Genomic DNA, 20,750 nt, shown 5'->3' on the forward strand with positions numbered 1-20,750 from the left:
ACGCAGATTTTTATTTGCAGATTGAAATTTAAATTAAAGCTGCTAATCTAAATATTAATCAAGCCCTTCGGGCAAGAAAAAACAGGCGCTTTTCTGCTGCCTTCAACACGTCGTTACATTCTCTGTAACCCCCATTTCAGAAGCTTTCAGCTTCATCATAAAACCAAGTCTTTTGATTTTTAGGCGCGATCAGTCCGAGCCTTACGCATGCGTAAAACAGGGGCGAATAGGCGTTAGCCGCTGAGCTTAATCAGCCAGTTTTTCTTACAATCATTCCGGAGAATAACTATGACCTTTAATGCCGAAGCAGAAGCATTGCGCCTAAAAAACGAGAAAAAATTGATCAGTAAAAAACGATTTAAGCCATCCAAGCTAGATAAACATAAACAACGACTTCTGGCTCTTTACGAGGAAGATACAAGTATTGCCAATCTTCAAAGGTGGCTCTTGCGTAAAGGAATGAGAGTACATTGGACAACTGTAAAACGTTGGGTACAAAAGAATGCCTAAGTTCGCAAAACCAGAAACGCAAGCGGAGAAGCTGGCTAAAAACTTATATAAGCACAAAATTATTAAATCTCTAGGTACCGCTCGAAGCTATAAAACAGCACTTATAAAAATAGCTCGGTGGTCAAAAGATATTGGAATTAATGGAGTACAGGGTATGAGCCTTCAAGATGCTTATAAATACCTTGATTACCGCAGTGAGTTTGCAGGCCAAAAAACGTTGGATATGGAACGGCAAGCAATTCAAGCTATGTTTAAACTCAATGGCAAACTTGGCCCTAAAGAAACGCTGACAGTAATAAAATCCGAAAAAGAGATAATCGAAAAGTCTCGCGCCTACACTCCTGCTCAAGCCCATGCAATTAATGAGCATCAAACTAGAAAATATAATTTATCTACACAAATAGCCTACGCAGCAGGATTAAGAGCCCATGAGCTATTAACTATAGCCAGAGTATCAGAGCGAAAAGCTGATTGCCGTCCAGCGCTAGACAGCAAGTGGCTTGGTCGAGAAGGTAGTATTTATACAGTGAAAGGCAAAGGCGGCCTAATCCGTGATGTACTAATACCGAATGCATTAGCTACACAGTTAGAACAAAGGCGCTTAGCGCAGCCTGTAACAGTTCGTGATAGGGAAATTAACTATTTGCAACGCTACGACCTTGGCGGTGGCCATAAATGGACGTGCTCATTCTCAAAAGCATCTGTTCGCACACTCTTTTTTTCAAATGGCGGTCATGGCCTCAGGCATAGCTACGCACAAGAGAGAATGAATGAATTAAAAAACTTTGGCTTAAGTAGAGCAACAGCTCTCGAAACTGTGTCGCAAGAGCTAGGTCATTTCAGGGCTGAAATTACTGAGGTTTATCTCAAGTAAGGTATAAGATATTTAGTAATCTCAACAATAAAAAGGTTCCGCAATTAATAATCAAGATCATAATCTAGCTCATCAATTTCATCATCTAAATATTCCGTGTATTTCGGATCTGATTTAGTCTCATCAACCAGAGCAATATTTAACTTACGTGTGAAACGATTTTTTTGACTCTCTCGGCTAAATTGAATAATAGACTTCAATAACTCTTTTATTTCTGTTGCATAGCCATTCTGTATAGCGTCCTCTAGAATCCAATCTACAGATTTTGTATCTTGGCAGTAAAGAATGACTACATCATGCCACCAGTTAGAGCTTACAAATTTATACATTTGAAGCCCTCGTCTATAACCAAACTCTTTAGATGCTAAGTACTCCTGAAACCTCAAATGTCCAAAGCTAAAAAGTCCGTCATTTGTGGGCTGTATGATTTCACAAGGCGAAATAAGCTCGTTGATTACATCTTCACTTGGCGTTAAATCATAGTTATCTTCATAATCTTTACAAATAATAATGGCCTCTTCTCTCGAAAATTTTCTATGGCCTAATTTATGTATTTCAAATGCAAGATACTGAGCTGTTTTTAACAAGTTTTCCGGTTGTATTGTGGATCTATTCACACCTTTAAATCTATCAAACATACCGCTCAGTAACTCAAACCTTTTTTGATAAAGAGATGCTTCTGTTGTAGGTAATGGGATATTGTTCTCTTTGAGGGTTGCTAAGATAGTTGCAGATAATGGATTAGTAACAACTTCACTTAACTTAGGGTTATTTTTTAAGTGTTCAATAATGTGAATAGATTCGTCTGTATCGGCAAACCATTTATTAAAAAATTGCTCCTTCTGCTTTTCATTAAAAGGACACAAGGATAAAGATAAAAAGTTTAATTCACTGATCTCTTCTACTGTGTAACGAGAAGAGGTAATAATCTTCCCATGTTTAATTTCTTTTGCAAATGTAGATAGTGAATCAATTACCCAGGGATATGTAGATATCGCCTCATCGATACTATCCAATATGATCACACAGTTTTGATTTCTTATAGATTCGATGATTTCCTGAGGACTTTTCTGAATTCCAACATCAAGCATATAACTAGCTATTAAATTAAATAAACAAGCCTCATTCTTTTTATATTGGCATAGCTCATTTAGAGATGAATAAAATACAATCCCCTCGAAACCATTCTCATACAGAGTATTTGCATGTACTTGAAGGTTTGTTGTTTTCCCTGATCCTGCATCTCCTAATAAAAGGACGTTATACTCAGAATAAAGAGCGTCTGAGAGAGTTATTTTAGTATTGTTTACATGTTTTATTGGTTGTATATCAAATTCACTGATATATCCTCTCAAATTAGATATTAACTCATTGAGACCGCTCACAGCCAATAAGTACTCATCTGTTGAGCACCGCTTTGAGTATGACTCTCTAACTTTTTTTGCAACTGTATTAAATGCTTTAGCGACAGAGTCTAAATTAATTTCAATAGAAGCATCTAGGTCATCGATACGCTCCCTTATTTTTCTTATTTGTAAATTTAAGACATCGATGTTACTACAAGCCCTTCGAATCTTTACCATTAATGCTTGATATAAAACACTGTCATCTTCGTCTTTAAAGTTGTGCTCTATCAATAATTTTTCATCACTTTTAATTAGACTAAGGATAGCACCAACATCAATATTTAAAGAGTTATACTTTGTAAAAACCTCCTCCGCTGCCAGTTCTGATATTTCTCTCCTGAAAGAACTAATCTTGGCACGAACAGCCTTATCTTCAGCTTCTAATGACTCAGCTTCTTTAAACTTCTTTTGTGCTGAGTTAACTTCATCCTTATCTAATATTTCTACACCTGAGCTGGCTTCAATAGCTTTGAAAGTACTACAGAATAGAGGGAAGTGTGAGGATGATACTCTTTCTACTTTTACAGCTTGTTTAGCTTCAATTGTTTTAAATTGGTCTAAAGAACTTCTAATATTCCCAAAAGTAAAATCAATATCACAATAAATATCGCAAACCTTTTTTCCGGTGCCCATATTCAAAGCTTTCATGAGAAGGCTATTTGTTAATTTAGGGCTTACATAACTTTTAAGAAGCTGTTCATTTTCGAGTAACGAATTAAGCAAGAAAGGTGCTTTTTCCTTTAATAGAGTAATTAGCTTAAAACCATCAACTATCGTTATTCCAATTAATCTAGCTTTGCTGAAAGCCCCCTTATGAGTATCAATTACTTTCTGTTCTAATAAATATGGAGTGATAAAAAGTACTTTTTTAATCGCTGTCTCGTGAGATGTTTCTGGATCTATAATTGTTTCATCTTGAGCTTGAGAAAGTTGATTTAATAGTTGTTGAAATGACTTAGATTGAGAATTTGCAGAGGGAGATATCTTCTTAACTTGGACAGCAATTGGCTCTAACTCACCAAGTTCATCTTTTTTATAAATTATTATATCCCTTCCTTTTTCGTATAAACCACCTGTAAATTCAACTCGAGCACCATAAACCTCTTTAAGAAGGGGAACGAGTACCGTCTGGCTTAATTCATTCTCTTTGAGAGAGACTAGTTTTTTTTCAATATCTTGAGCGGAAACATCGAGTCGATTCATTTATAAGTACTTCCGTGTAAATAATTATTAATACAGCCTAACACCAACGGACTTACTCACAAACGAAATTGATTCGAAAACCTTTAAATAGTTTAAAAATTAAAATTACTAGTTTATTTTGCTATATTTAAAGTAGCACAGAGGTAGCACAGGGTAATTTCTGTTAGTAGGTATTTACTTGGGAAGCTTTTAAAAGTGGTGGCCCCTCCCAGACTCGAACTGGGGACCTAACGATTATGAGTCGTGTGCTCTAACCAACTGAGCTAAGGGGCCATTTTGTATTAGCATGTGTTTTGAACAAGGCTAAATTTTTGAAGCGTTTAACCACCACAGCGATTAAAGCGGGTTGCAGTATAAAAAGTTTTTACTGGCTTGTCACTAGCAAAAAGCTTTATTTTAACAATCAACAAGCTAACTGCTTAAATAGTAATCGTAAACGCTCTCTATTCATGGTTAAAGCCATTTCCTACGAACGCTTGTATCACGTAAGTGTAAGGTTAGACTTAACGAATACATAAATTTCATTTAAAGAAAAAACAAGAAATGCGGGCGGCATAAAGTTTAATACCAATCGACTTAAATATTTAACCATTCTAGCGGGCTAAATAAAGCGCTAACTGCGTTATAAATTTTTCATGTAGAACAACTACATGTCAAAATTTGTGCCTTGTTATCACTCCATTTATCTGTCGCTATAAATGGTCAGTAACTTAACACGATTGGTATAACTTGATACGACAACTAACTTGAAAAACTCCGAGACATAAAAAAACCGCTACTAAGCGGTTTTTATCAAACAATTACATATTACTTAATAACACGTAAATGTGAGCCTTTTTTCTTTTCTGGCTTAGCTGGTGCTGGTTCGTCAGGTAGTAATTCATCTGCGACATCAACACTTTCTAACTCAGCTGCAAATTCGTCTTCGTCCTCTAAAAACTCATCTGCGGTAAACACCGTGCCTTCACCGTTTTCGCGGGCATAGATAGCAAGTACAGCACCGATTGGTACATAAACTTGCATTGGCTGACCGCCAAAACGTGCATTGAAGCTTAACTGCTGATTATCCATTGAGAATTGTGTTACAGCAGAAGGACTAATATTCAATACAATTTGACCATCTTGAACAAACTGTGTTGGTATTTGTACTGCTGGAAAATCAGCGTTAACCACTAAATGCGGTGTACACTGATTATCGACAATCCAATCAAAGAAAGCGCGTAATAAATAAGGACGATTAGGCGTCATTACAAACGGATCTCGCGCTCAGTTTCAGTCAAAGAAGCTTGGAATGATTCACGTTCAAATAAACGGATCATATATTCTTTCATTTCTTTTGAACCTGCACCTGTTAACTCAATACCAAGCTCTGGTAAACGCCATAATAACGGCGCTAAGTAACAATCAACTAAGCTGAATTCTTCGCTCATAAAATATGGCGCTTCGGTGAAGATGGCTGAAACAGCAAGTAGAGCTTCTGTTAATTCTTTACGTGCTTGAGCAGATTCTGCACCATTGTCGTAAATTTTAGCAGCTAAACTATACCAGTCTGTATCGATACGATGCATCATCAAACGGCTACGGCCACGCATTACCGGATAAACAGGCATTAGTGGAGGATGAGGAAAACGTTCATCAAGGTATTCCATGATGATGTTTGCCTGATATAAACCAAGCTCACGGTCGATCAGTGTTGGCACTGTACCGTAAGGGTTAATTTCATGAAGTGCTTCTGGCAGGTTGTCCTTTTCAGCCAGATGAATATCTACACTTACGCCTTTTTCAGCAAGTACAATGCGTACTTGATGGCTATACATACAGTTAGCACCAGAAAAAAGGGTCATTACAGGGCGCTTATTGGCAGCTACGGCCATGCCTACCTCCATTAAATAACAAAAACAGCAATAGGGGCTTAAGCCCCTATTGCAAAATTACCTTTAAATATGTTCAAGATTAATGAACATCTCTCCAGTATTCTTTCTTCAGCATAAATGACAAGATAAAGAGGATAATTAAGAATCCGATTACCTTAAGGCCAAGCGCTTCCGATTCAAGACGCGTAGGCTCACCTACGTACTCTAGGAAGTTCGTTAAATCACGAACAGCTTGGTCATACTCATCTACACTTAATTCGCCAGTGCCATCTGTTTTAGTGCCAACAACTTTAGTCACAGTTTGACCATGTTCTTCCACTTCTTCAGTGATAGGCGTAGGTAAACCTTGCAGCTCTTGTAGAACATGCGGCATACCTACCGATGGGAATATTGTATTATTCACACCGAACGGACGAGATTCATCTTTATAAAACGATTTTAAATAGGTGTAAATCCAATCACTGCCACGCACTCGCGCAACATTTGTTAGATCCGGCGGAGCCGCACCAAACCATTTTGCAGCATCATCTTTAGTAATTGCATTGGTAATATGGCTACCTACTTTTGAACCGTCAAAAATTAACTGCTCAAGACCTACCTCTGTAGGAATACCGATATCACGAAAAGTACGCTCATAACGTTGATACTGCATTTGGTGACAACCAAGACAGTAATTCATGAACAACTTTGCACCACGTTGCAATGATGGCTGATCTGTAAGGTCATTGCCCGCTTCCATTAACGGAACCGAAGGACCTGCAGCCATTGCCGGCAATACGTTTATTGATAAAGCAAATAAACCGATAATTAGCTTCTTCATCATTTCGTTAACCTCTCTGGCAATGGCTTAGTTTTTTCATTCTTACTGTATACAAATAACAGCACGAAGAACATAAAGTAAGTCACAGTACAGATTTGCGAGATAATCGTTTTCAAATCAGTTTGTGGAGTTGCGCCCACCCAACCAAGTAAAACGAAAGTCACCACAAAACCTGCGATGTTCCATTTATGGAAGCCACAACGGTAACGAACTGATTTAACTGTACCACGGTCAATCCAAGGTAACAGAGCCAGTACAACAATCGATGCACCCATAGCGACAACACCGATTAATTTATCTGGGATTGCACGTAAGATTGCATAGAATGGCGTAAAGTACCAAACAGGGAAAATATGTTCAGGCGTCTTAAGTGGGTTTGCTGGCTCAAAGTTCGGCGCTTCTAAAAAGAACCCACCCATCGCAGGCATAAAGAACACAACCCAACAAAATAAGATTAAGAAACCTACCACGCCCATAATATCTTTTACTGTGTAATATGGGTGGAACGGTATCGCATCAACAATGTCTTTCTTGTCAGTGTAATACTCATGGAATTTAAATTTAGGCTTATCTTCTTCTGCAACAGAGCCTTTCTTACGTTTGATTTCAACACCATCAGGGTTATTTGAACCCACTTCGTGAAGTGCAACAATATGTAAGAATACTAAGATAACGATCACTAAAGGTAACGCAATTACATGCAGTGCGAAGAAGCGGTTAAGCGTTGCACCTGAAATTACGTAGTCACCACGGATCCAAAGCGTTAAGTCATCACCAATAACCGGAATCGCACCGAATAATGAAATGATTACCTGTGCACCCCAAAATGACATTTGACCCCAAGGTAATAAGTAACCCATGAAGGCTTCAGCCATAAGCGCTAAGAAGATAAACATACCAAACAACCACAGTAATTCACGTGGTTTTTGATAAGAACCGTAGATCATGCCACGGAACATATGTAGATAGACAACGATAAAGAACGCTGATGCACCGGTTGAATGCAAATAACGTAATAACCAGCCGTATTCAACATCACGCATGATGTATTCTACAGAAGCAAATGCACCTTCAGCTGACGGAACAAAGTTCATCGTTAACCAAATACCAGTTAGGATTTGGTTTACCAGCACTAACATAGCTAAAGAGCCAAAGAAGTACCAGAAGTTAAAGTTTTTTGGTGCTGGATACTGTGCAATATGCATATTCCAAACACGTGTCATTGGGATACGGTCGTCGATCCAACCAATAATCTTACCAAACATTAGGCAGCCCCTTCTTCTTCGCCCACTAAAATAGTGGTGTCATCGATAAAGGTGTAAGGCGGTACTTCTAAATTTAATGGTGCTGGAACCGCTTGGAATACGCGACCTGCCATATCAAATTTAGAACCGTGACATGGGCAGTAGAAACCATCATCGGTTCCTTCTACTTTTTCACTAAAGTTGCCTTCAAAAAAGCCTGGTGAACAACCTAAGTGTGTACAAATACCAACAGCAACGAAAATTTCCGGACGTTTTGAACGGTATTCGTTTACAGCTGATTCAGGTTGTTGAGGCTCTTCAGATGCAGGATCACGAAGTTGATCTTCGTGAGCTTTCATCTGCTCAAGCATTTTTGGGGTACGTGATACAACCCATACAGGTTTACCACGCCACTCGACACGTATTAATTGCCCAGGCTCAAGCTTGCTGATATCTACTTCTACAGGCGCACCCGCAGATTTAGCTCGCTCACTTGGATTCCAAGACGCAATAAAAGGAACAGCAGCCCCAGCCGCACCAACACCACCTACAACAGAGGTAGCTATGGTTAAAAAGCGACGTCGGCCATTGTCTACAGGCGCATTGCTCATCCACTTATCTCCACTATGATTCCCAACACTTGCTATATTGAGAACATCAGTTACAGCAGGTTAATTTTTAGAAATTTTAAAATAGACGCGATCATAATTAAAACCCTTGATTAAAACAAGGTTATTCACAGTTCCATGCTCGAATAAACCCGATTTAATTAAATTATTAATAGGGTCGGCTCGAGTATGAAGCCGTTTGTTATAATAGCGTCTTTAAAAAACAATATACTGACCAAGATCAACCTCACTAAGAGGAAACAGATAAACTGCACATGGTGCTGTTGAACTCACTCACATTACTTGCCAGACAATTGTAGCAAAAAAATTCACCAATTAACTGACGGATTTACACTTATTACAATAATTATTGAACTTTTTTTTGAGTTACACGCAGTAAAGGCCAAAGCAGGTTAATTATTAGGCGCATATTTGATGCGAGTTTGCTGGTTACTAATAAAAAGTGCGAATTTGCATTCACTTATAGAGAGCGCGAGTTGCGAGTTGCGAGTTGCGAGTTGCGAGTTGCGAGTTGCGAGTTGCGAGTTGCGAGTTGCGAGTTGCGAGTTGCGAGTTGCGAGTTGCGAGTTGCGACGAGTTGAGTTGCGAGTTGCGAGTTGCGAGTTGCGAGTTTTTCAAGATTAAATAATACCACCATATAAAACTCAAGGCTTATCGCTAACTTTTATAGCCGCAAAAACAAAAAACCCAGCCGAGGCTGGGTTTTTGAATTCTTGATAACGTAAATATTAACGTTTTGAGAACTGTGGACGCTTACGCGCTTTCTTAAGACCCACTTTCTTACGTTCAACTTTACGTGCATCACGAGTAACGAAACCTGCTTTACGAAGTTGTGGACGTAGTGACTCGTCAAACTCCATAAGTGCACGAGTGATACCGTGACGGATAGCACCAGCTTGACCAGTAGTACCACCACCAGCAACGGTGATGTAAAGATCAAACTTTTCAGTCATATCAACAAGCCCTAGAGCTTGACGAACAACCATGCGTGCTGTTTCGCGACCAAAATACTCTTCTAAAGAGCGATTGTTGATTACGATGTTACCAGTGCCTGGGCGTAAGAATACGCGAGCACTTGAACTTTTACGACGACCTGTACCGTAGTATTGATTTGCCATGTTAGTGCTCCTTAAATGTCTAGAACCTGAGGCTGTTGTGCAGCATGGTTGTGCTCAGTACCCGCGTAAACTTTAAGTTTACGGTACATTGCGCGGCCTAAAGGACCACGTGGCAACATGCCCTTAACAGCTTTCTCGATGATCATTTCAGGCTTTGCAGCTTGAAGTTTATCAAAAGTAGTAGACTTAAGACCACCTGGGAAACCAGAGTGAGCATAGTACACTTTATCTTTGAACTTGTTACCAGTTACAGTAACTTTCTCCGCGTTGATAACGATGATGTAATCACCAGTATCTACGTGTGGAGTGTACTCAGCTTTGTGCTTACCGCGTAGGCGATGAGCGATTTCAGTAGCGATGCGACCTAAAGTTTTACCTTCAGCGTCAACTACGTACCAGTCACGTTTTACTGTTTCTGGTTTAGCAACAAACGTTTTCATTTATAAAAATCCAATGTTTTTCAATTAAAACCACAGGTAATTATTATTAATTACCGCTCTAAATGTTTGCTCCAACCCCTTCGAGTTTAAGACTTTAGCGCCATTCAAAAGAGGCTAATCTGATGAAGGCAATAGAACGCAACGTGGCAGACGCGGGAGTATACCAGCACTTTTACCACATTGCTACTCGACGGTTGTTTTTTCCGCAAGAAATTTCTTCTATCAGCTATCAGCTATCAGCTATCAGCTATCAGCTATCAGCTATCAGCTAGAAAATTTGCCCGCTGCAACTTTCGTGTAAAGACGAATTTGTCTTAAACTGACGGCTGACGGCTCAGACTAAGCCAAATGCTCTCTTGCTAAATACTCTAGTGACTGCATTTCTTGTAATCGGCTAATGCAGCGCTTGAACTCGAAGTTAAGGTTACCTTGCGTGTAAAGCTCAGTGATCGGTTTCTCAGCAGAGATAATTAATGTTACGTGGCGTTCGTAAAACTCATCTACCAACGCAATAAAACGGCGTGCAGCATCATCATTACTTTGCCCGAGCTGCTTTACGTTAGATAAGATCACGGTGTTATAAAGACGGCTGATCTCCATGTAGTCCACTTGACTACGGGCGGTTTCGCAAAGCTCTGGAAAATCAAACATTACAATACAATCTGACACTTTACGTGTTTTGATCATCCGCCCTTCAATCTCAATTGATTTATCAAGTACGCCCGGCTCTGGCGATAATTTATCAAAATATTCAAATAAGTTTTTATCCGCTTGCGCATCGAGTGGGCTGTGGAATATCTCTGCTTGCTCTAAAGTACGTAACCGGTAATCAATCCCCGAATCTACGTTCACAATCACTGTGTTTTCATTGACCAACTTAATGGCAGGTAAAAAACGGGCGCGTTGCAGGCCATTACGGTATAACTCATCAGGTACGATATTCGATGTAGCAACTAATACTATGCCTCGCTCAAATAAGGCCTCCATTAAACCACCAAGTAGCATAGCATCGGTGATATCTTGAACAAAAAACTCATCAAAACAAATAATGTCAGTTTCGGTTTTTAAAATATCCGCAACAACTTCAAGTGGATTCGCTGTTTTATCTAATTTCTTTAACTCATCATGAACTCGGTGCATAAAGCGATGAAAATGCACACGCATCTTTCGCTTGCCAGGTAGCGCTTCATAAAAGGTATCAACTAAGTATGTTTTACCACGACCTACCCCACCCCAAAAATACAAACCTTTTATAGGTGGCGTGCTATCTTTATTATTAAAGAGCTTAGAAAACCAACCTTTAGCGGCAGGCTTTGGAGCTGTTAAGTCATCAAAGAGTCTTTGTAAGTGACGCACGGCATTTTCTTGCGCGGCATCGTAAACAAAGTCATCGCGTTGTAAATCTTGTTGATATTTTTGCCAAGGAGTCATAGATAGTTACAATAAAACACGGTTTAATTTACGCAATATGTTAACACGCATCGTAACTCGGGGTATATTAGCAACAACAGGATTTATTATTGAATACGCAATTTAGGCGTTATTTTTATTTTTTACGTATTAATTCCCAAAGGGGTAGAATTTATGGGCACAGTTACTTGGATCGGCATTATTATTATTGTGGCAGTGGCGGCTTTTTTCCTAGGTGCATTTGTAACCAAAAAGCAATTTAAACAAGATGAGCTGGAACAACAAGCTGAACAAGCTAAAAATGCCTTGGAGCAATATCGCCAAGACGTTGCAGATCACTTAGCAAGTACCAGTAAGTTAGTTAGCAAAATGAAAGACAACTATGATCAATTATTAAATCATGTTGATGAAACAAATAAGCTACTGTTGACTGACAAAAAACAACACCCTGCAGAACCATTCTTCTCAAAAGAAACGACAGAGCAATTACAACGTTCATTAAAAGAGCGTCAAAGTGATCGTTCATCAGCACACGCACAACCTTCTGACTATGTAGCCGGTACTTCAGGATTATTTGCTGGTGAAAATAAAGTTTCAGAACATTCTAAAGTATCTTGATGAACTTTTTTTTGACCCCATAGTCTTTAAATGTAACAGCTTTATATTTAAATTCGAAAAGGCTGCTTACATGCAGCCTTTTTTGTTTGTGCTTTTTCCTGTGATGTGGAGTAAACCCTGACTATGAAAATGAAACTATCGTTAATCAGTGCAGCAATGTTATCTACCAGCTTATTATTGGCCCCTGCTGTATCAATGGCAAAAATGCCTATCGCTGTTAATGGTCAACAATTACCAACGTTAGCGCCTATGCTAGAACAAATAACACCGGGCGTTGTCAGCATCCAAGTATCCGGCTCAAAAGAAGTTCGTCGTCGCGCCGATCCGCTTGATTTCTTTTTTGGCAACCCGCAACCACGCAGTCAAAAACGTGAATTTAGTGGTTTAGGATCAGGGGTTATTATTGATGCTAAAGAAGGCTACGTAGTGACTAACAATCATGTAGTTCAAGACGCAGAAAAAATGCTAGTGACTCTTGAAGATGGCCGCGAATATGAAGCAACTAAAATCGGCAGCGATAAAGAGTCAGATATCGCCCTATTGCAAATTGATGCTGAAGACTTAGTAGCCGTAAAGCTGGCTAATTCAGATCAACTGCGCGTGGGTGATTTTGCCGTTGCTATTGGTAATCCTTTTGGTTTAAGCCATACCGTAACATCAGGTATTGTCAGTGCGCTTGGCCGCAGCGGCTTAAATATTGAAGGCTATGAAGACTTTATTCAAACTGACGCCGCGATAAATCAAGGTAACTCTGGTGGTGCACTCGTTAATCTCAACGGTGAGCTAATCGGCATTAACACTGCTATTTTAGGTGCCTCTGGTGGTAATGTGGGCATTGGCTTTGCCATCCCATCTAATATGATGAAAAACCTAGTTGATCAAATTATTGAGCATGGCGAGGTACGTCGTGGCTCATTAGGTATTTCTGGCCGTCCACTTGACGCAGGCCTTGCCAAAGCGCAAAAGCTAGATGTAAAACAAGGTGCTTACGTCATGCAAGTGATGGATGATTCTGCTGCAAGTAAAGCAGGCATCAAAGCCGGTGACGTAATTATTAGCATTGATGGTAGCGAAATCAGTGGCTTCCACGAACTACGCAGTAAAATTGCTACCTTAGGTGAAGGTAAAAAAGTTAAACTGGGAATTTACCGCGATGGCAAAGTACAAACGGTTAAAGTGACACTTGATGGCGCATCAGGCCTCACTGCCGCAGGGGATGAACTTCACCCTGCATTCCAAGGAGCCACGCTTGAGAACACCCAGAAAAACGGAGCAAAAGGCGTCGAAGTAACAACTGTTGACCCACGTTCACCATCAGCAAGAGTCGGTCTTGAAGAAGGTGATGTTATTATGCAGGTCAATCGCCAGCGCGTTGCAACAATTCATGATATGAATAAGATCATTGAGAATACCAAAGGAAACATAGTACTTGGGGTACAACGTGGTCGTGAGTCAGTATTTGTTTTAATTCAATAAAGTAAATATTGCACAAATGACATAAAAAATAGCAGTGGCACTTGCCGCTGCTATTTTTTTTGTGCCATCATTACCAGATTGCTCACTAAGAATAAGAAAATTGTGCTGAAATTCTTTAAGTTTGTCCTTCCTCCGCTGTTTGCCGGACTCGGCATCGCCTTTTTGGTCGTTTTTTTTAGCCCAAATATGCGTGCAACCTTACTACCCAATGTCCCACTGCCAAGCGCCATGAGTGTTAATCACCTGAGCTTTGCTGATGCAGTGCAACGCGCCGCACCTTCGGTTGTAACTATCATTTCTGAAAGCATTTCAAAAGAGCCACGCTACAAACGGCAAAATACCGTGCAAGAACTTGGCTCAGGCGTGATCATGTCAAGTGATGGCTATATTCTAACTAACTATCATGTGATCAATAACGCTGACCAAATTATGGTGCTACTCACTGATGGCCGTCGTTATTTTGATGTGCAGCTGATCGGCTTTGATACCATCACCGACCTAGCATTATTAAAAATTAATGTAGAGCACTTGCCAGTGATCCCGATCAGCGACCGTTTTATACCACGAGTTGGCGATGTCGTCCTTGCAATTGGTAACCCGCTTAATTTAGGACAAACCATCACCCAAGGGATCATCAGTGCAACGGGAAAACAAAAAATTACCGACAGCCCCTACAACAGCCTGTTACAAATGGATGCCGCAATCAATGTTGGCAATTCAGGCGGCGCACTGGTCAATTCTAACGGCGATCTCGTTGGCATCACCTCCGCACAATTTAAAACCCGGGAGAACTTAGATATTCAAGGAATATTCTTTGCAGTTCCTTACTCGTTAGCCAAAGAAGTAATGGATAAACTGATCCGTCATGGACGTGTTGTACGCGGCTATCTAGGTTTCACGGGTACCGCTGTTGATAGCACAGGTAAAGAGGTCAGTGATAACTATACGCCAGTGGCTGGTCTGCGTATAACCAACCTTGATCCATTAGGCCCTGCGTGGCAAGCGGGGATCAAAGAGCAAGACATAGTGGTAAAAATTGCAGGCGAAAATGTCACTAACCCACAAAAGACCTTAAATATTATTGGTAATTCAGAGCCCGGCCATGAAATTGAGTTTGAGCTTTATCGCAATGGTGAAATATTGAAAGTGATGGTTAAAGTGGCAGAGCTTGAGACTAAACTATAAAACCTAGGGCCTAGAAGCTAGGACCTAGGTTCTAGGCTATTAACTACTTCTACGTTTGATATTGGCACCTAATGCACTGAGTTTATCTTCAATGCGTTGATAGCCACGATCAACATGATAGATACGATCAACAACCGTTTCACCCTGCGCTACTATCCCCGTTAAAATCAAACTCGCTGAAGCACGTAAGTCTGTTGCCATCACTTGCGCACCAGTTAGGCTTTTAGTGTCACCACAGATAGCGGTATTGCCTTCTAAACGAATATTAGCACCCATACGCTGTAACTCAGGTACATGCATAAAGCGGTTTTCAAAAATCGTCTCAGTGATTGTCGCACTACCATTAGCAACCACATTTAACGCGGTAAATTGAGCTTGCATATCAGTAGGAAAGCCTGGGTGTGGCATGGTTTTGATATTTACGGCTTTGAGTTCACGGCCGCGCATATCAAGGTAAATGCTGTCGTCGTGTACTTCAATTAACGCATTAGTGGCGCGCAGCTTTTCAATCACAGGCTCTAGGCTGTGAAAATCAGTAAGTTTACACAGCACTTCACCACCCGCCATCGCTGCAGCCACCAAGAAAGTACCGGTTTCAATGCGATCCGGTAAAATACGGTGTTCACAACCATGGAGTTTTTCAACACCTTCAATTTCAATACGGCTGGTGCCCGCACCTGTAATTTTTGCGCCCATAGCGGTTAAGCACACAGCTAAATCAATGATCTCTGGTTCACGAGCGGCATTTTCTAATACAGTTTTACCATCGGCCAAAGTAGCGGCCATCAATAAGTTTTCCGTTGCGCCAACGCTAACCATTTCCATGTATATTTCAGCGCCTTTTAAACGCCCGTCAACCTTGGCATTAATGTAACCATTCTCAACACTTATTACCGCGCCCATGCGCTCTAAGCCTTGAATATGAATATCAACAGGACGTGCGCCAATTGCACAGCCTCCAGGCAACGATACTTGCGCTTGACCAAAACGCGCAACCAAAGGCCCTAAAGCTAATACCGATGCACGCATTTGCTTAACAAGTTCATAAGGAGCGAGTGTTTTATCTACTTTGCCACCATCAATAACAAGCTGCTCACCATGCCATTGGGTTTCTGCGCCAAGGGTTTTTAATAACGCTTCAGTAGTCCCAATATCACGTAAACGAGGCACATTGTTAAAGGTACTTTTGCCATCCGCAAGTAAAGCGGCAAAGAGGATGGGCAGCGCAGCATTTTTAGCGCCTGAAATAGTGACTTCACCGGCAAGTCCGGTTCCACCCTGAATTACAAATTGATCCATGAGGAAACCTTTTTATTGAGGTAAAATGAATTTTTGTTCGCGCTTCCACTCAGTCGGTGTAAAGGCTTTAATCGACACCGCATGGATTGTACCATCAGAAATAGTATTCATTAACGGCCCATACACTAGCTGTTGTTTTTTCACACGGCTCAAACCATCAAAGCAATCACCAACTGCGATGACTTCATAATGGCTACCATTGGCTTTTACATGTACTTCAGCTAATTGTAGTTCGTCGCGTAATAGGGTTTCGACCTGGCTCGTTTGCATAACTCTCACTCAAATAGGTTTGTAACCTGTCCCAACTGCATCAATTTTTGCAATTGCTCAGGAATATTTTGCAATTCAAGGTGAATACCTTGCTGCTTTAATTCTGCGAAAGAGTGAATTAACCAAGCTAAGCCCGCCGTGTCAACCCTAGACACCTCAGAAAGGTCAAAATACCATGTTTTATGGTCACTTTGTGGTGTTTTATTCAGAAGTCGTTCAGCAGAAATTGAATTTCGAGTCAATTCACCACTGACTCGAAATTGCTGTTCATTGAGCTGAGTAACCGTCACTTTACTCATTACCGCCTTCGCCTCTAAATTGCACTGGTAACTTACTTTTCTGTTCAAGTAGATTACTTACATGGTCAATGCCTTGTTGGCGTAAAATACCTTGGAATTCACTTTGCTTTGCATCTAATAAGCTAATGCCCTCAGCAACCATGTCATAAGCACGCCATTCGCCATCGCGGTCTTCACGCACTTTAAAATCAATTTTAATTTCTGGCTTACCCGGCTCAATGATTTTTGTTTTTACTAATACTAAATCTTGTCCAGCAAACTCTTTACTTGGGCCAAACTCTACTTTTTGGTTTGTGTATTGGGTAAACACACCAGCATACGTTGCAATTAAATATTCTTGAAACACATCAATAAAGCGTTTAATGTCTTCAACCGCTTGTTTTTGCTCTGCAGGATCTTTAATTGAGCGAACTTTAGAAACATGGCTACCTAACACCCGAAGTGCAGCATATTTATAATCTATATACGGCATTAGCTCTTCTTTTACGATCACCCGTAAATGCTCTTTGTCTTTTTCAATTAAAGGCTGGTCACGCGTAATGCGCTGAAACGTATTATCTGAAACTTGGCGTACCATTTTGTAAGGGTCTTTTAAGTCAACCGGCTCACTTGCAATACTGATAGCGCTGAAAGTAAGCGCCACTATCATTAAAAATTGTTTAAACATAATTATTTACTCGCCGCCTTGATTGAATAAAAACTGCCCGATTAACTCTTCAAGCACCAATGCAGATTTAGTGTCCGTGATATAGTCGCCATCTTTTAAGGCTTTGCTTTCAACACCAAATAGCTCATCTAAACCTAAATCTTTATCATCACTGGTGACTGCTACACCGAAACAAGCTTGCTCAGCCGACTTCGGCGCAATAACAGGGTTAATACCTAGGTACTGCTCACCTAAAATACCTGAGGTCAAAATTGACACTGAGCTGGTGTCTGAAAAACGACATTGATATTGCGCATCAATCGTCATATCAACAACTGGCACAAATTCTTGCGGATGAATTGAAATCGACTCAACTCGACCAACTACAACCCCACCCACTTTGATTGGCGCACGCGCCTTTAACGAACCAATATTTTCAAATTTGGCTTTTAATAAATACGTTTCGCCATTACCGCTGATCCCTGCATTGGCCACTTTTAACGCCAACATTGCAAATGCAGCAATACCTAACGCAACAAAAAAACCAACTAAAATTTCCAATTTCCGTGAATTCATTTTTTATACCTTTATTAGCTGGTAAACATTACCGCTGTCAAAATAAAATCAAACCCTAAAACAGCCAAAGAAGAGTGTACTACCGTCTCTGTTGTTGCTTTACTGATCCCTTCAGAGGTCGGTATACAATCATAACCTTTATAAAGTGCTATCCATGTAACCACGATGGCAAATACAAAACTTTTGATCATGCCATTTAAAATATCTTGCTGGAATGACACTTGCGACTGCATGATTGACCAAAAACTGCCTGTATCAACGCCTAGCCAATCAACGCCAACTAAGTGAGCACCAATAATTGCAACAGCAGAAAATATTAATGCTAACAATGGCATACTGATAAAACCTGCCCAAAAGCGCGGTGCAATAATACGTTTAAGAGGATCAATCGCCATCATTTCAAGGCTAGATAACTGCTCAGTTGCTTTCATTAAACCTATTTCTGCAGTCAACGCACTCCCTGCTCGTCCAGCAAATAATAACGCGGTGACTACCGGCCCTAACTCTCGCAATAAACTCAATGCCACTAACGGCCCTAAGCTGTCTTCTGCCCCATAGCCAACCAGCACAGTGTAGCCCTGTAACGCTAACACCATACCAATAAATAAGCCCGATACCATGATAATCAATAATGACTGCGAACCAACCATATATAATTGACGAACCAGTAACGGGGTACCTTTTCTAAAGTTAGGTAAATGGCATAACGCGCCAAACAACATTTGTGTCGAACGGCCAAGCGCCGCAAAACGACCTAATGCTTTATGACCTAACATTTGCAAAAAATCTAACATTAGCGGCGCCCTCCCAGTAACTCTTGCTGGTAAGGTTGCGCAGGGAAATGAAATGGCACAGGGCCATCAGATAACCCTTTTAAGAACTGCTGTACAAGCGGTGACTCATGATGACGCATTTCATCTGGTGTACCGCTACCAATAACGCCTTGCTCTGCAATAATAATAACGTGATCAGCAATACTCATTACTTCGGTTACATCATGGGTGACAATTAGCGATGACAAACCAAGCACTTGGTTAAGTGACTTAATTAATTTAACCAACACCCCCATTGAAATCGGATCTTGGCCTGCAAACGGCTCATCATACATAATTAAATCAGGATCAAGTGCAATAGAACGCGCTAATGCAGCGCGACGCGCCATTCCGCCAGAGAGCTCAGAAGGCATTAAATCCTGAGCGCCACGTAGGCCAACGGCTTGTAGTTTCATGAGCACCACAAGACGGATCAAATCTTCACTGAGACGAGTGTGTTCACGCAGCGGAAAAGCGATATTGTCAAACACCGACATATCGGTAAATAATGCGCCGCTTTGGAATAACATACTCATTTTGGTACGTGCCGCATAAAGCTCTTTACGGGACATGGTAGGAATGTTGTTGCCTTCGAATAAAATAGTACCGCTATCTGGTTTTAATTGGCCACCAATTAAACGCAGCATGGTGGTTTTACCAATTCCGCTTGGTCCCATGATCGCCGTAATTTTCCCTTTAGGAACACTAAAGCTCATATTTTTATATATGCTGCGATTGCCTCGAGAAAAGCTTACATCCTTGATTTCTACTATTGGTTGCGACAAGCCGCTCTCCATTACTATTTTCACTAGTTCCCCTATTTTAAGCGTTTTTACAGCAAGATGGAAAAAACAAATCGTAAAATTTTGTAATATTCTATGTAATAACAGCCAAAACCTTACAGCAGCAGGCTTAACAGGCGCTTAAAAAAATTCTATTAAGCAAAATCAATACAACAAGTTGACCTGATTCTTTTATTTATACTTTCAGGTTCGCTTTTGTTACTATTTGCAGCCATCTCATTTTGAATAATTGGCGTAACATAATGGTGACTTCTTTTGTCATTTTAATTTTCGGGTTTGCAGCTCTTGTGTGGAGTGCAGATCGTTTTGTTTACGGTGCAGCAGCACTGGCAAAAAATTTCGGTGTCCCTACACTTATTGTTGGTTTAACCGTAGTTGCAATGGGCTCGTCAGCGCCTGAAATGATGGTCTCTGCCTCAGCGGCTCTGGCAGGTAAAACCGACACCGCAGTAGGTAATGCGGTAGGATCAAATATCACTAATATTTTACTTGTTTTAGGTATTACCGCGCTGTTACGTCCACTTTCGGTGTCATCAATGACCCTAAAGCGTGAAATGCCGTTAGTATTATTAGTTTCGATTGCTGCTTGGTATGTGTTTTCCGATAACTACTTTTCATTTGCTGAGGGTGTTGCATTAATTATTGGCTTTGTTGTCTTTATTGCAGGTTTAATTGTTATTTCTATTCGCGCAAAAAACCAAGCTGATGACCCTTTTGTCAGCGAAGCCTGTGAAGACGTCCCAGATAACGTATCAACTAAATCAGCGTTATTTTGGCTCATTATTGGCATGATTGTGTTACCTATTAGCTCGCACTTCTTAGTTGGTTCAGCGGTTGATATTGCCAAATTCTTCGGCTTAAGTGATCTGGTTATCGGCTTAACCATTATTGCCGTTGGTACCAGCTTACCAGAGCTTGCTGCCTGTATTGCTGGAGTATTGAAAAAAGAAGATGATTTAGCACTGGGTAATATCGTCGGCTCTAATATCTTTAACATCTTAGCGGTATTGCCGCTGGCTGGTATTATCAACCCATCAATTATCGATCCATCCGCGGCAAACCGTGATGCATTAATTATGATTGGTGCCACCATAGCATTGATTGCTATGTCTTTGAGTTTTAGAGGCACAAGACGCATTAACCGCGTTGAAGGTGGCCTTTTATTGGTCGCGTTTTTAATCTATCAAGGTTATATTTTCAACCAAGTTGCTTAATGCTACTCAAAAAATGGACAACAC

General features: G+C 40.5%; 23 protein-coding genes and 1 tRNA gene. 7 read left to right on the forward strand and 17 right to left on the reverse strand.

The features are described from left to right. The first annotated feature begins 288 nt into the window (after nt 1-288). Both PHAL_RS0119110 and PHAL_RS0119115 read left to right on the forward strand, forming a co-directional pair. A complete protein-coding gene (locus PHAL_RS0119110; RefSeq protein WP_016710045.1) occupies nt 289-510 on the forward strand; it encodes a hypothetical protein in 222 nt (73 codons plus the stop codon). After that, entirely contained in the window at nt 503-1,384 is an 882-nt protein-coding gene (locus tag PHAL_RS0119115) for an integrase (RefSeq protein ID WP_016710046.1), read from the forward strand. The genes PHAL_RS0119110 and PHAL_RS0119115 overlap by 8 nt, the downstream gene beginning before the upstream one ends. 44 nt (nt 1,385-1,428) lie before the next feature. On the opposite strand, the gene PHAL_RS23645 is transcribed toward PHAL_RS0119115, so the two are convergent. From PHAL_RS23645 to rplM, 9 genes are all read right to left on the reverse strand, one after another. Continuing rightward, the gene (locus tag PHAL_RS23645) at nt 1,429-3,993 is read right to left on the reverse strand and encodes an NACHT domain-containing protein (protein ID WP_016710047.1); all 2,565 of its coding nucleotides are present in this window, start codon (nt 3,991-3,993) and stop codon (nt 1,429-1,431) included. A gap of 196 nt (nt 3,994-4,189) precedes the next feature. Continuing rightward, nucleotides 4,190-4,266: transfer RNA gene (locus PHAL_RS0119125), tRNA-Ile, on the reverse strand. A 534-nt stretch (nt 4,267-4,800) separates the two neighbouring features. Then, a complete protein-coding gene (locus PHAL_RS0119135; protein ID WP_016710048.1) occupies nt 4,801-5,241 on the reverse strand; it encodes a ClpXP protease specificity-enhancing factor in 441 nt (146 codons plus the stop codon). Beyond that, nucleotides 5,241-5,867, reverse strand: a complete 627-nt coding sequence (gene sspA / locus PHAL_RS0119140; protein WP_016710049.1) for a stringent starvation protein SspA — start codon at nt 5,865-5,867, stop codon at nt 5,241-5,243. Before sspA ends, PHAL_RS0119135 begins: the two co-directional genes overlap by 1 nt. Before the next feature lie 79 nt (nt 5,868-5,946). Further along, the gene (locus tag PHAL_RS0119145; protein ID WP_016710050.1) at nt 5,947-6,690 is read right to left on the reverse strand and encodes a cytochrome c1; all 744 of its coding nucleotides are present in this window, start codon (nt 6,688-6,690) and stop codon (nt 5,947-5,949) included. After that, the gene (locus PHAL_RS0119150; protein WP_016710051.1) at nt 6,687-7,952 is read right to left on the reverse strand and encodes a cytochrome b; all 1,266 of its coding nucleotides are present in this window, start codon (nt 7,950-7,952) and stop codon (nt 6,687-6,689) included. The genes PHAL_RS0119145 and PHAL_RS0119150 overlap by 4 nt, the downstream gene beginning before the upstream one ends. After that, on the reverse strand, nt 7,952-8,542 hold the full coding sequence (petA, locus tag PHAL_RS0119155) for a ubiquinol-cytochrome c reductase iron-sulfur subunit (protein WP_016710052.1): 591 nt from the start codon (nt 8,540-8,542) through the stop codon (nt 7,952-7,954). The genes PHAL_RS0119150 and petA overlap by 1 nt, the downstream gene beginning before the upstream one ends. Nucleotides 8,543-9,288: 746 nt before the next feature. Then, nucleotides 9,289-9,678: a 30S ribosomal protein S9 gene (gene rpsI / locus PHAL_RS0119165; protein WP_016710054.1), complete on the reverse strand. Its 390-nt coding sequence runs from the start codon at nt 9,676-9,678 to the stop codon at nt 9,289-9,291. Nucleotides 9,679-9,689: 11 nt separating this feature from the next. Beyond that, nucleotides 9,690-10,118, reverse strand: coding sequence for a 50S ribosomal protein L13 (gene rplM, locus PHAL_RS0119170; protein WP_002957960.1), 429 nt, complete (start codon nt 10,116-10,118; stop codon nt 9,690-9,692). A 122-nt stretch (nt 10,119-10,240) separates the two neighbouring features. Between rplM and PHAL_RS24280 the strand changes: the two genes are divergently transcribed. After that, nucleotides 10,241-10,390: a hypothetical protein gene (locus PHAL_RS24280; protein ID WP_016710055.1), complete on the forward strand. Its 150-nt coding sequence runs from the start codon at nt 10,241-10,243 to the stop codon at nt 10,388-10,390. 67 nt (nt 10,391-10,457) lie between these two features. Here PHAL_RS24280 and zapE read toward each other — a convergent pair whose 3' ends face one another. Further along, nucleotides 10,458-11,549, reverse strand: coding sequence for a cell division protein ZapE (gene zapE, locus PHAL_RS0119175; RefSeq protein ID WP_016710056.1), 1,092 nt, complete (start codon nt 11,547-11,549; stop codon nt 10,458-10,460). A gap of 153 nt (nt 11,550-11,702) precedes the next feature. Between zapE and PHAL_RS0119180 the strand changes: the two genes are divergently transcribed. The 3 genes from PHAL_RS0119180 (at nt 11,703) to PHAL_RS0119190 (ending at nt 14,807) form a co-directional block, all read left to right on the forward strand. Further along, on the forward strand, nt 11,703-12,146 hold the full coding sequence (locus tag PHAL_RS0119180; RefSeq protein ID WP_016710057.1) for a YhcB family protein: 444 nt from the start codon (nt 11,703-11,705) through the stop codon (nt 12,144-12,146). 123 nt (nt 12,147-12,269) lie between these two features. Continuing rightward, on the forward strand, nt 12,270-13,622 hold the full coding sequence (locus tag PHAL_RS0119185) for a Do family serine endopeptidase (protein WP_016710058.1): 1,353 nt from the start codon (nt 12,270-12,272) through the stop codon (nt 13,620-13,622). A gap of 102 nt (nt 13,623-13,724) precedes the next feature. Continuing rightward, on the forward strand, nt 13,725-14,807 hold the full coding sequence (locus tag PHAL_RS0119190; protein ID WP_016710059.1) for a trypsin-like peptidase domain-containing protein: 1,083 nt from the start codon (nt 13,725-13,727) through the stop codon (nt 14,805-14,807). A gap of 39 nt (nt 14,808-14,846) precedes the next feature. Here PHAL_RS0119190 and murA read toward each other — a convergent pair whose 3' ends face one another. The 7 genes from murA to mlaF are packed head-to-tail and all read right to left on the reverse strand — an operon-like array spanning nt 14,847 to nt 19,506. Next, nucleotides 14,847-16,106, reverse strand: coding sequence for a UDP-N-acetylglucosamine 1-carboxyvinyltransferase (murA, locus tag PHAL_RS0119195; RefSeq protein WP_016710060.1), 1,260 nt, complete (start codon nt 16,104-16,106; stop codon nt 14,847-14,849). A gap of 12 nt (nt 16,107-16,118) precedes the next feature. Beyond that, entirely contained in the window at nt 16,119-16,376 is a 258-nt protein-coding gene (locus PHAL_RS0119200; RefSeq protein ID WP_016710061.1) for a BolA family protein, read from the reverse strand. Between the two features lie 5 nt (nt 16,377-16,381). Further along, nucleotides 16,382-16,675 carry an STAS domain-containing protein gene (locus tag PHAL_RS0119205; RefSeq protein ID WP_016710062.1) on the reverse strand — a complete coding sequence of 98 codons (294 nt, stop codon included), beginning with the start codon at nt 16,673-16,675 and terminating at the stop codon, nt 16,382-16,384. Continuing rightward, on the reverse strand, nt 16,668-17,342 hold the full coding sequence (locus PHAL_RS0119210) for an MlaC/ttg2D family ABC transporter substrate-binding protein (RefSeq protein WP_016710063.1): 675 nt from the start codon (nt 17,340-17,342) through the stop codon (nt 16,668-16,670). Before PHAL_RS0119210 ends, PHAL_RS0119205 begins: the two co-directional genes overlap by 8 nt. Nucleotides 17,343-17,348: 6 nt before the next feature. Further along, nucleotides 17,349-17,897: an outer membrane lipid asymmetry maintenance protein MlaD gene (mlaD, locus tag PHAL_RS0119215; protein ID WP_016710064.1), complete on the reverse strand. Its 549-nt coding sequence runs from the start codon at nt 17,895-17,897 to the stop codon at nt 17,349-17,351. Nucleotides 17,898-17,911: 14 nt separating this feature from the next. Next, a complete protein-coding gene (mlaE, locus tag PHAL_RS0119220) occupies nt 17,912-18,691 on the reverse strand; it encodes a lipid asymmetry maintenance ABC transporter permease subunit MlaE (protein WP_016710065.1) in 780 nt (259 codons plus the stop codon). Further along, the gene (gene mlaF / locus PHAL_RS0119225) at nt 18,691-19,506 is read right to left on the reverse strand and encodes a phospholipid ABC transporter ATP-binding protein MlaF (RefSeq protein ID WP_016710066.1); all 816 of its coding nucleotides are present in this window, start codon (nt 19,504-19,506) and stop codon (nt 18,691-18,693) included. The genes mlaE and mlaF overlap by 1 nt, the downstream gene beginning before the upstream one ends. A 248-nt stretch (nt 19,507-19,754) precedes the next feature. Between mlaF and PHAL_RS0119230 the strand changes: the two genes are divergently transcribed. Next, nucleotides 19,755-20,726, forward strand: a complete 972-nt coding sequence (locus PHAL_RS0119230; protein WP_029216252.1) for a calcium/sodium antiporter — start codon at nt 19,755-19,757, stop codon at nt 20,724-20,726. Nucleotides 20,727-20,750 lie beyond the last annotated feature (24 nt).

The organism is Pseudoalteromonas haloplanktis ATCC 14393 (genome assembly GCF_000238355.1).
In the GTDB taxonomy this organism is placed as follows: Bacteria; Pseudomonadota; Gammaproteobacteria; order Enterobacterales; family Alteromonadaceae; genus Pseudoalteromonas; species Pseudoalteromonas haloplanktis.

Excerpts from the sequence above, each read along its gene's own strand:
- PHAL_RS0119110 (WP_016710045.1), top strand. The coding sequence starts at position 289 with ATGACCTTTAATGCCGAAGCAGAAGCATTGCGCCTAAAAAACGAGAAA.
- PHAL_RS0119115 (WP_016710046.1), top strand. The coding sequence starts at position 503 with ATGCCTAAGTTCGCAAAACCAGAAACGCAAGCGGAGAAGCTGGCTAAA.
- PHAL_RS23645 (WP_016710047.1), bottom strand. The coding sequence starts at position 3,993 with ATGAATCGACTCGATGTTTCCGCTCAAGATATTGAAAAAAAACTAGTC.
- PHAL_RS0119135 (WP_016710048.1), bottom strand. The coding sequence starts at position 5,241 with ATGACGCCTAATCGTCCTTATTTATTACGCGCTTTCTTTGATTGGATT.
- sspA (WP_016710049.1), bottom strand. The coding sequence starts at position 5,867 with ATGGCCGTAGCTGCCAATAAGCGCCCTGTAATGACCCTTTTTTCTGGT.
- PHAL_RS0119145 (WP_016710050.1), bottom strand. The coding sequence starts at position 6,690 with ATGATGAAGAAGCTAATTATCGGTTTATTTGCTTTATCAATAAACGTA.
- PHAL_RS0119150 (WP_016710051.1), bottom strand. The coding sequence starts at position 7,952 with ATGTTTGGTAAGATTATTGGTTGGATCGACGACCGTATCCCAATGACA.
- petA (WP_016710052.1), bottom strand. The coding sequence starts at position 8,542 with ATGAGCAATGCGCCTGTAGACAATGGCCGACGTCGCTTTTTAACCATA.
- rpsI (WP_016710054.1), bottom strand. The coding sequence starts at position 9,678 with ATGGCAAATCAATACTACGGTACAGGTCGTCGTAAAAGTTCAAGTGCT.
- rplM (WP_002957960.1), bottom strand. The coding sequence starts at position 10,118 with ATGAAAACGTTTGTTGCTAAACCAGAAACAGTAAAACGTGACTGGTAC.
- PHAL_RS24280 (WP_016710055.1), top strand. The coding sequence starts at position 10,241 with ATGAAGGCAATAGAACGCAACGTGGCAGACGCGGGAGTATACCAGCAC.
- zapE (WP_016710056.1), bottom strand. The coding sequence starts at position 11,549 with ATGACTCCTTGGCAAAAATATCAACAAGATTTACAACGCGATGACTTT.
- PHAL_RS0119180 (WP_016710057.1), top strand. The coding sequence starts at position 11,703 with ATGGGCACAGTTACTTGGATCGGCATTATTATTATTGTGGCAGTGGCG.
- PHAL_RS0119185 (WP_016710058.1), top strand. The coding sequence starts at position 12,270 with ATGAAAATGAAACTATCGTTAATCAGTGCAGCAATGTTATCTACCAGC.
- murA (WP_016710060.1), bottom strand. The coding sequence starts at position 16,106 with ATGGATCAATTTGTAATTCAGGGTGGAACCGGACTTGCCGGTGAAGTC.
- PHAL_RS0119200 (WP_016710061.1), bottom strand. The coding sequence starts at position 16,376 with ATGCAAACGAGCCAGGTCGAAACCCTATTACGCGACGAACTACAATTA.
- PHAL_RS0119205 (WP_016710062.1), bottom strand. The coding sequence starts at position 16,675 with ATGAGTAAAGTGACGGTTACTCAGCTCAATGAACAGCAATTTCGAGTC.
- PHAL_RS0119210 (WP_016710063.1), bottom strand. The coding sequence starts at position 17,342 with ATGTTTAAACAATTTTTAATGATAGTGGCGCTTACTTTCAGCGCTATC.
- mlaD (WP_016710064.1), bottom strand. The coding sequence starts at position 17,897 with ATGAATTCACGGAAATTGGAAATTTTAGTTGGTTTTTTTGTTGCGTTA.
- mlaE (WP_016710065.1), bottom strand. The coding sequence starts at position 18,691 with ATGTTAGATTTTTTGCAAATGTTAGGTCATAAAGCATTAGGTCGTTTT.
- mlaF (WP_016710066.1), bottom strand. The coding sequence starts at position 19,506 with ATGGAGAGCGGCTTGTCGCAACCAATAGTAGAAATCAAGGATGTAAGC.
- PHAL_RS0119230 (WP_029216252.1), top strand. The coding sequence starts at position 19,755 with ATGGTGACTTCTTTTGTCATTTTAATTTTCGGGTTTGCAGCTCTTGTG.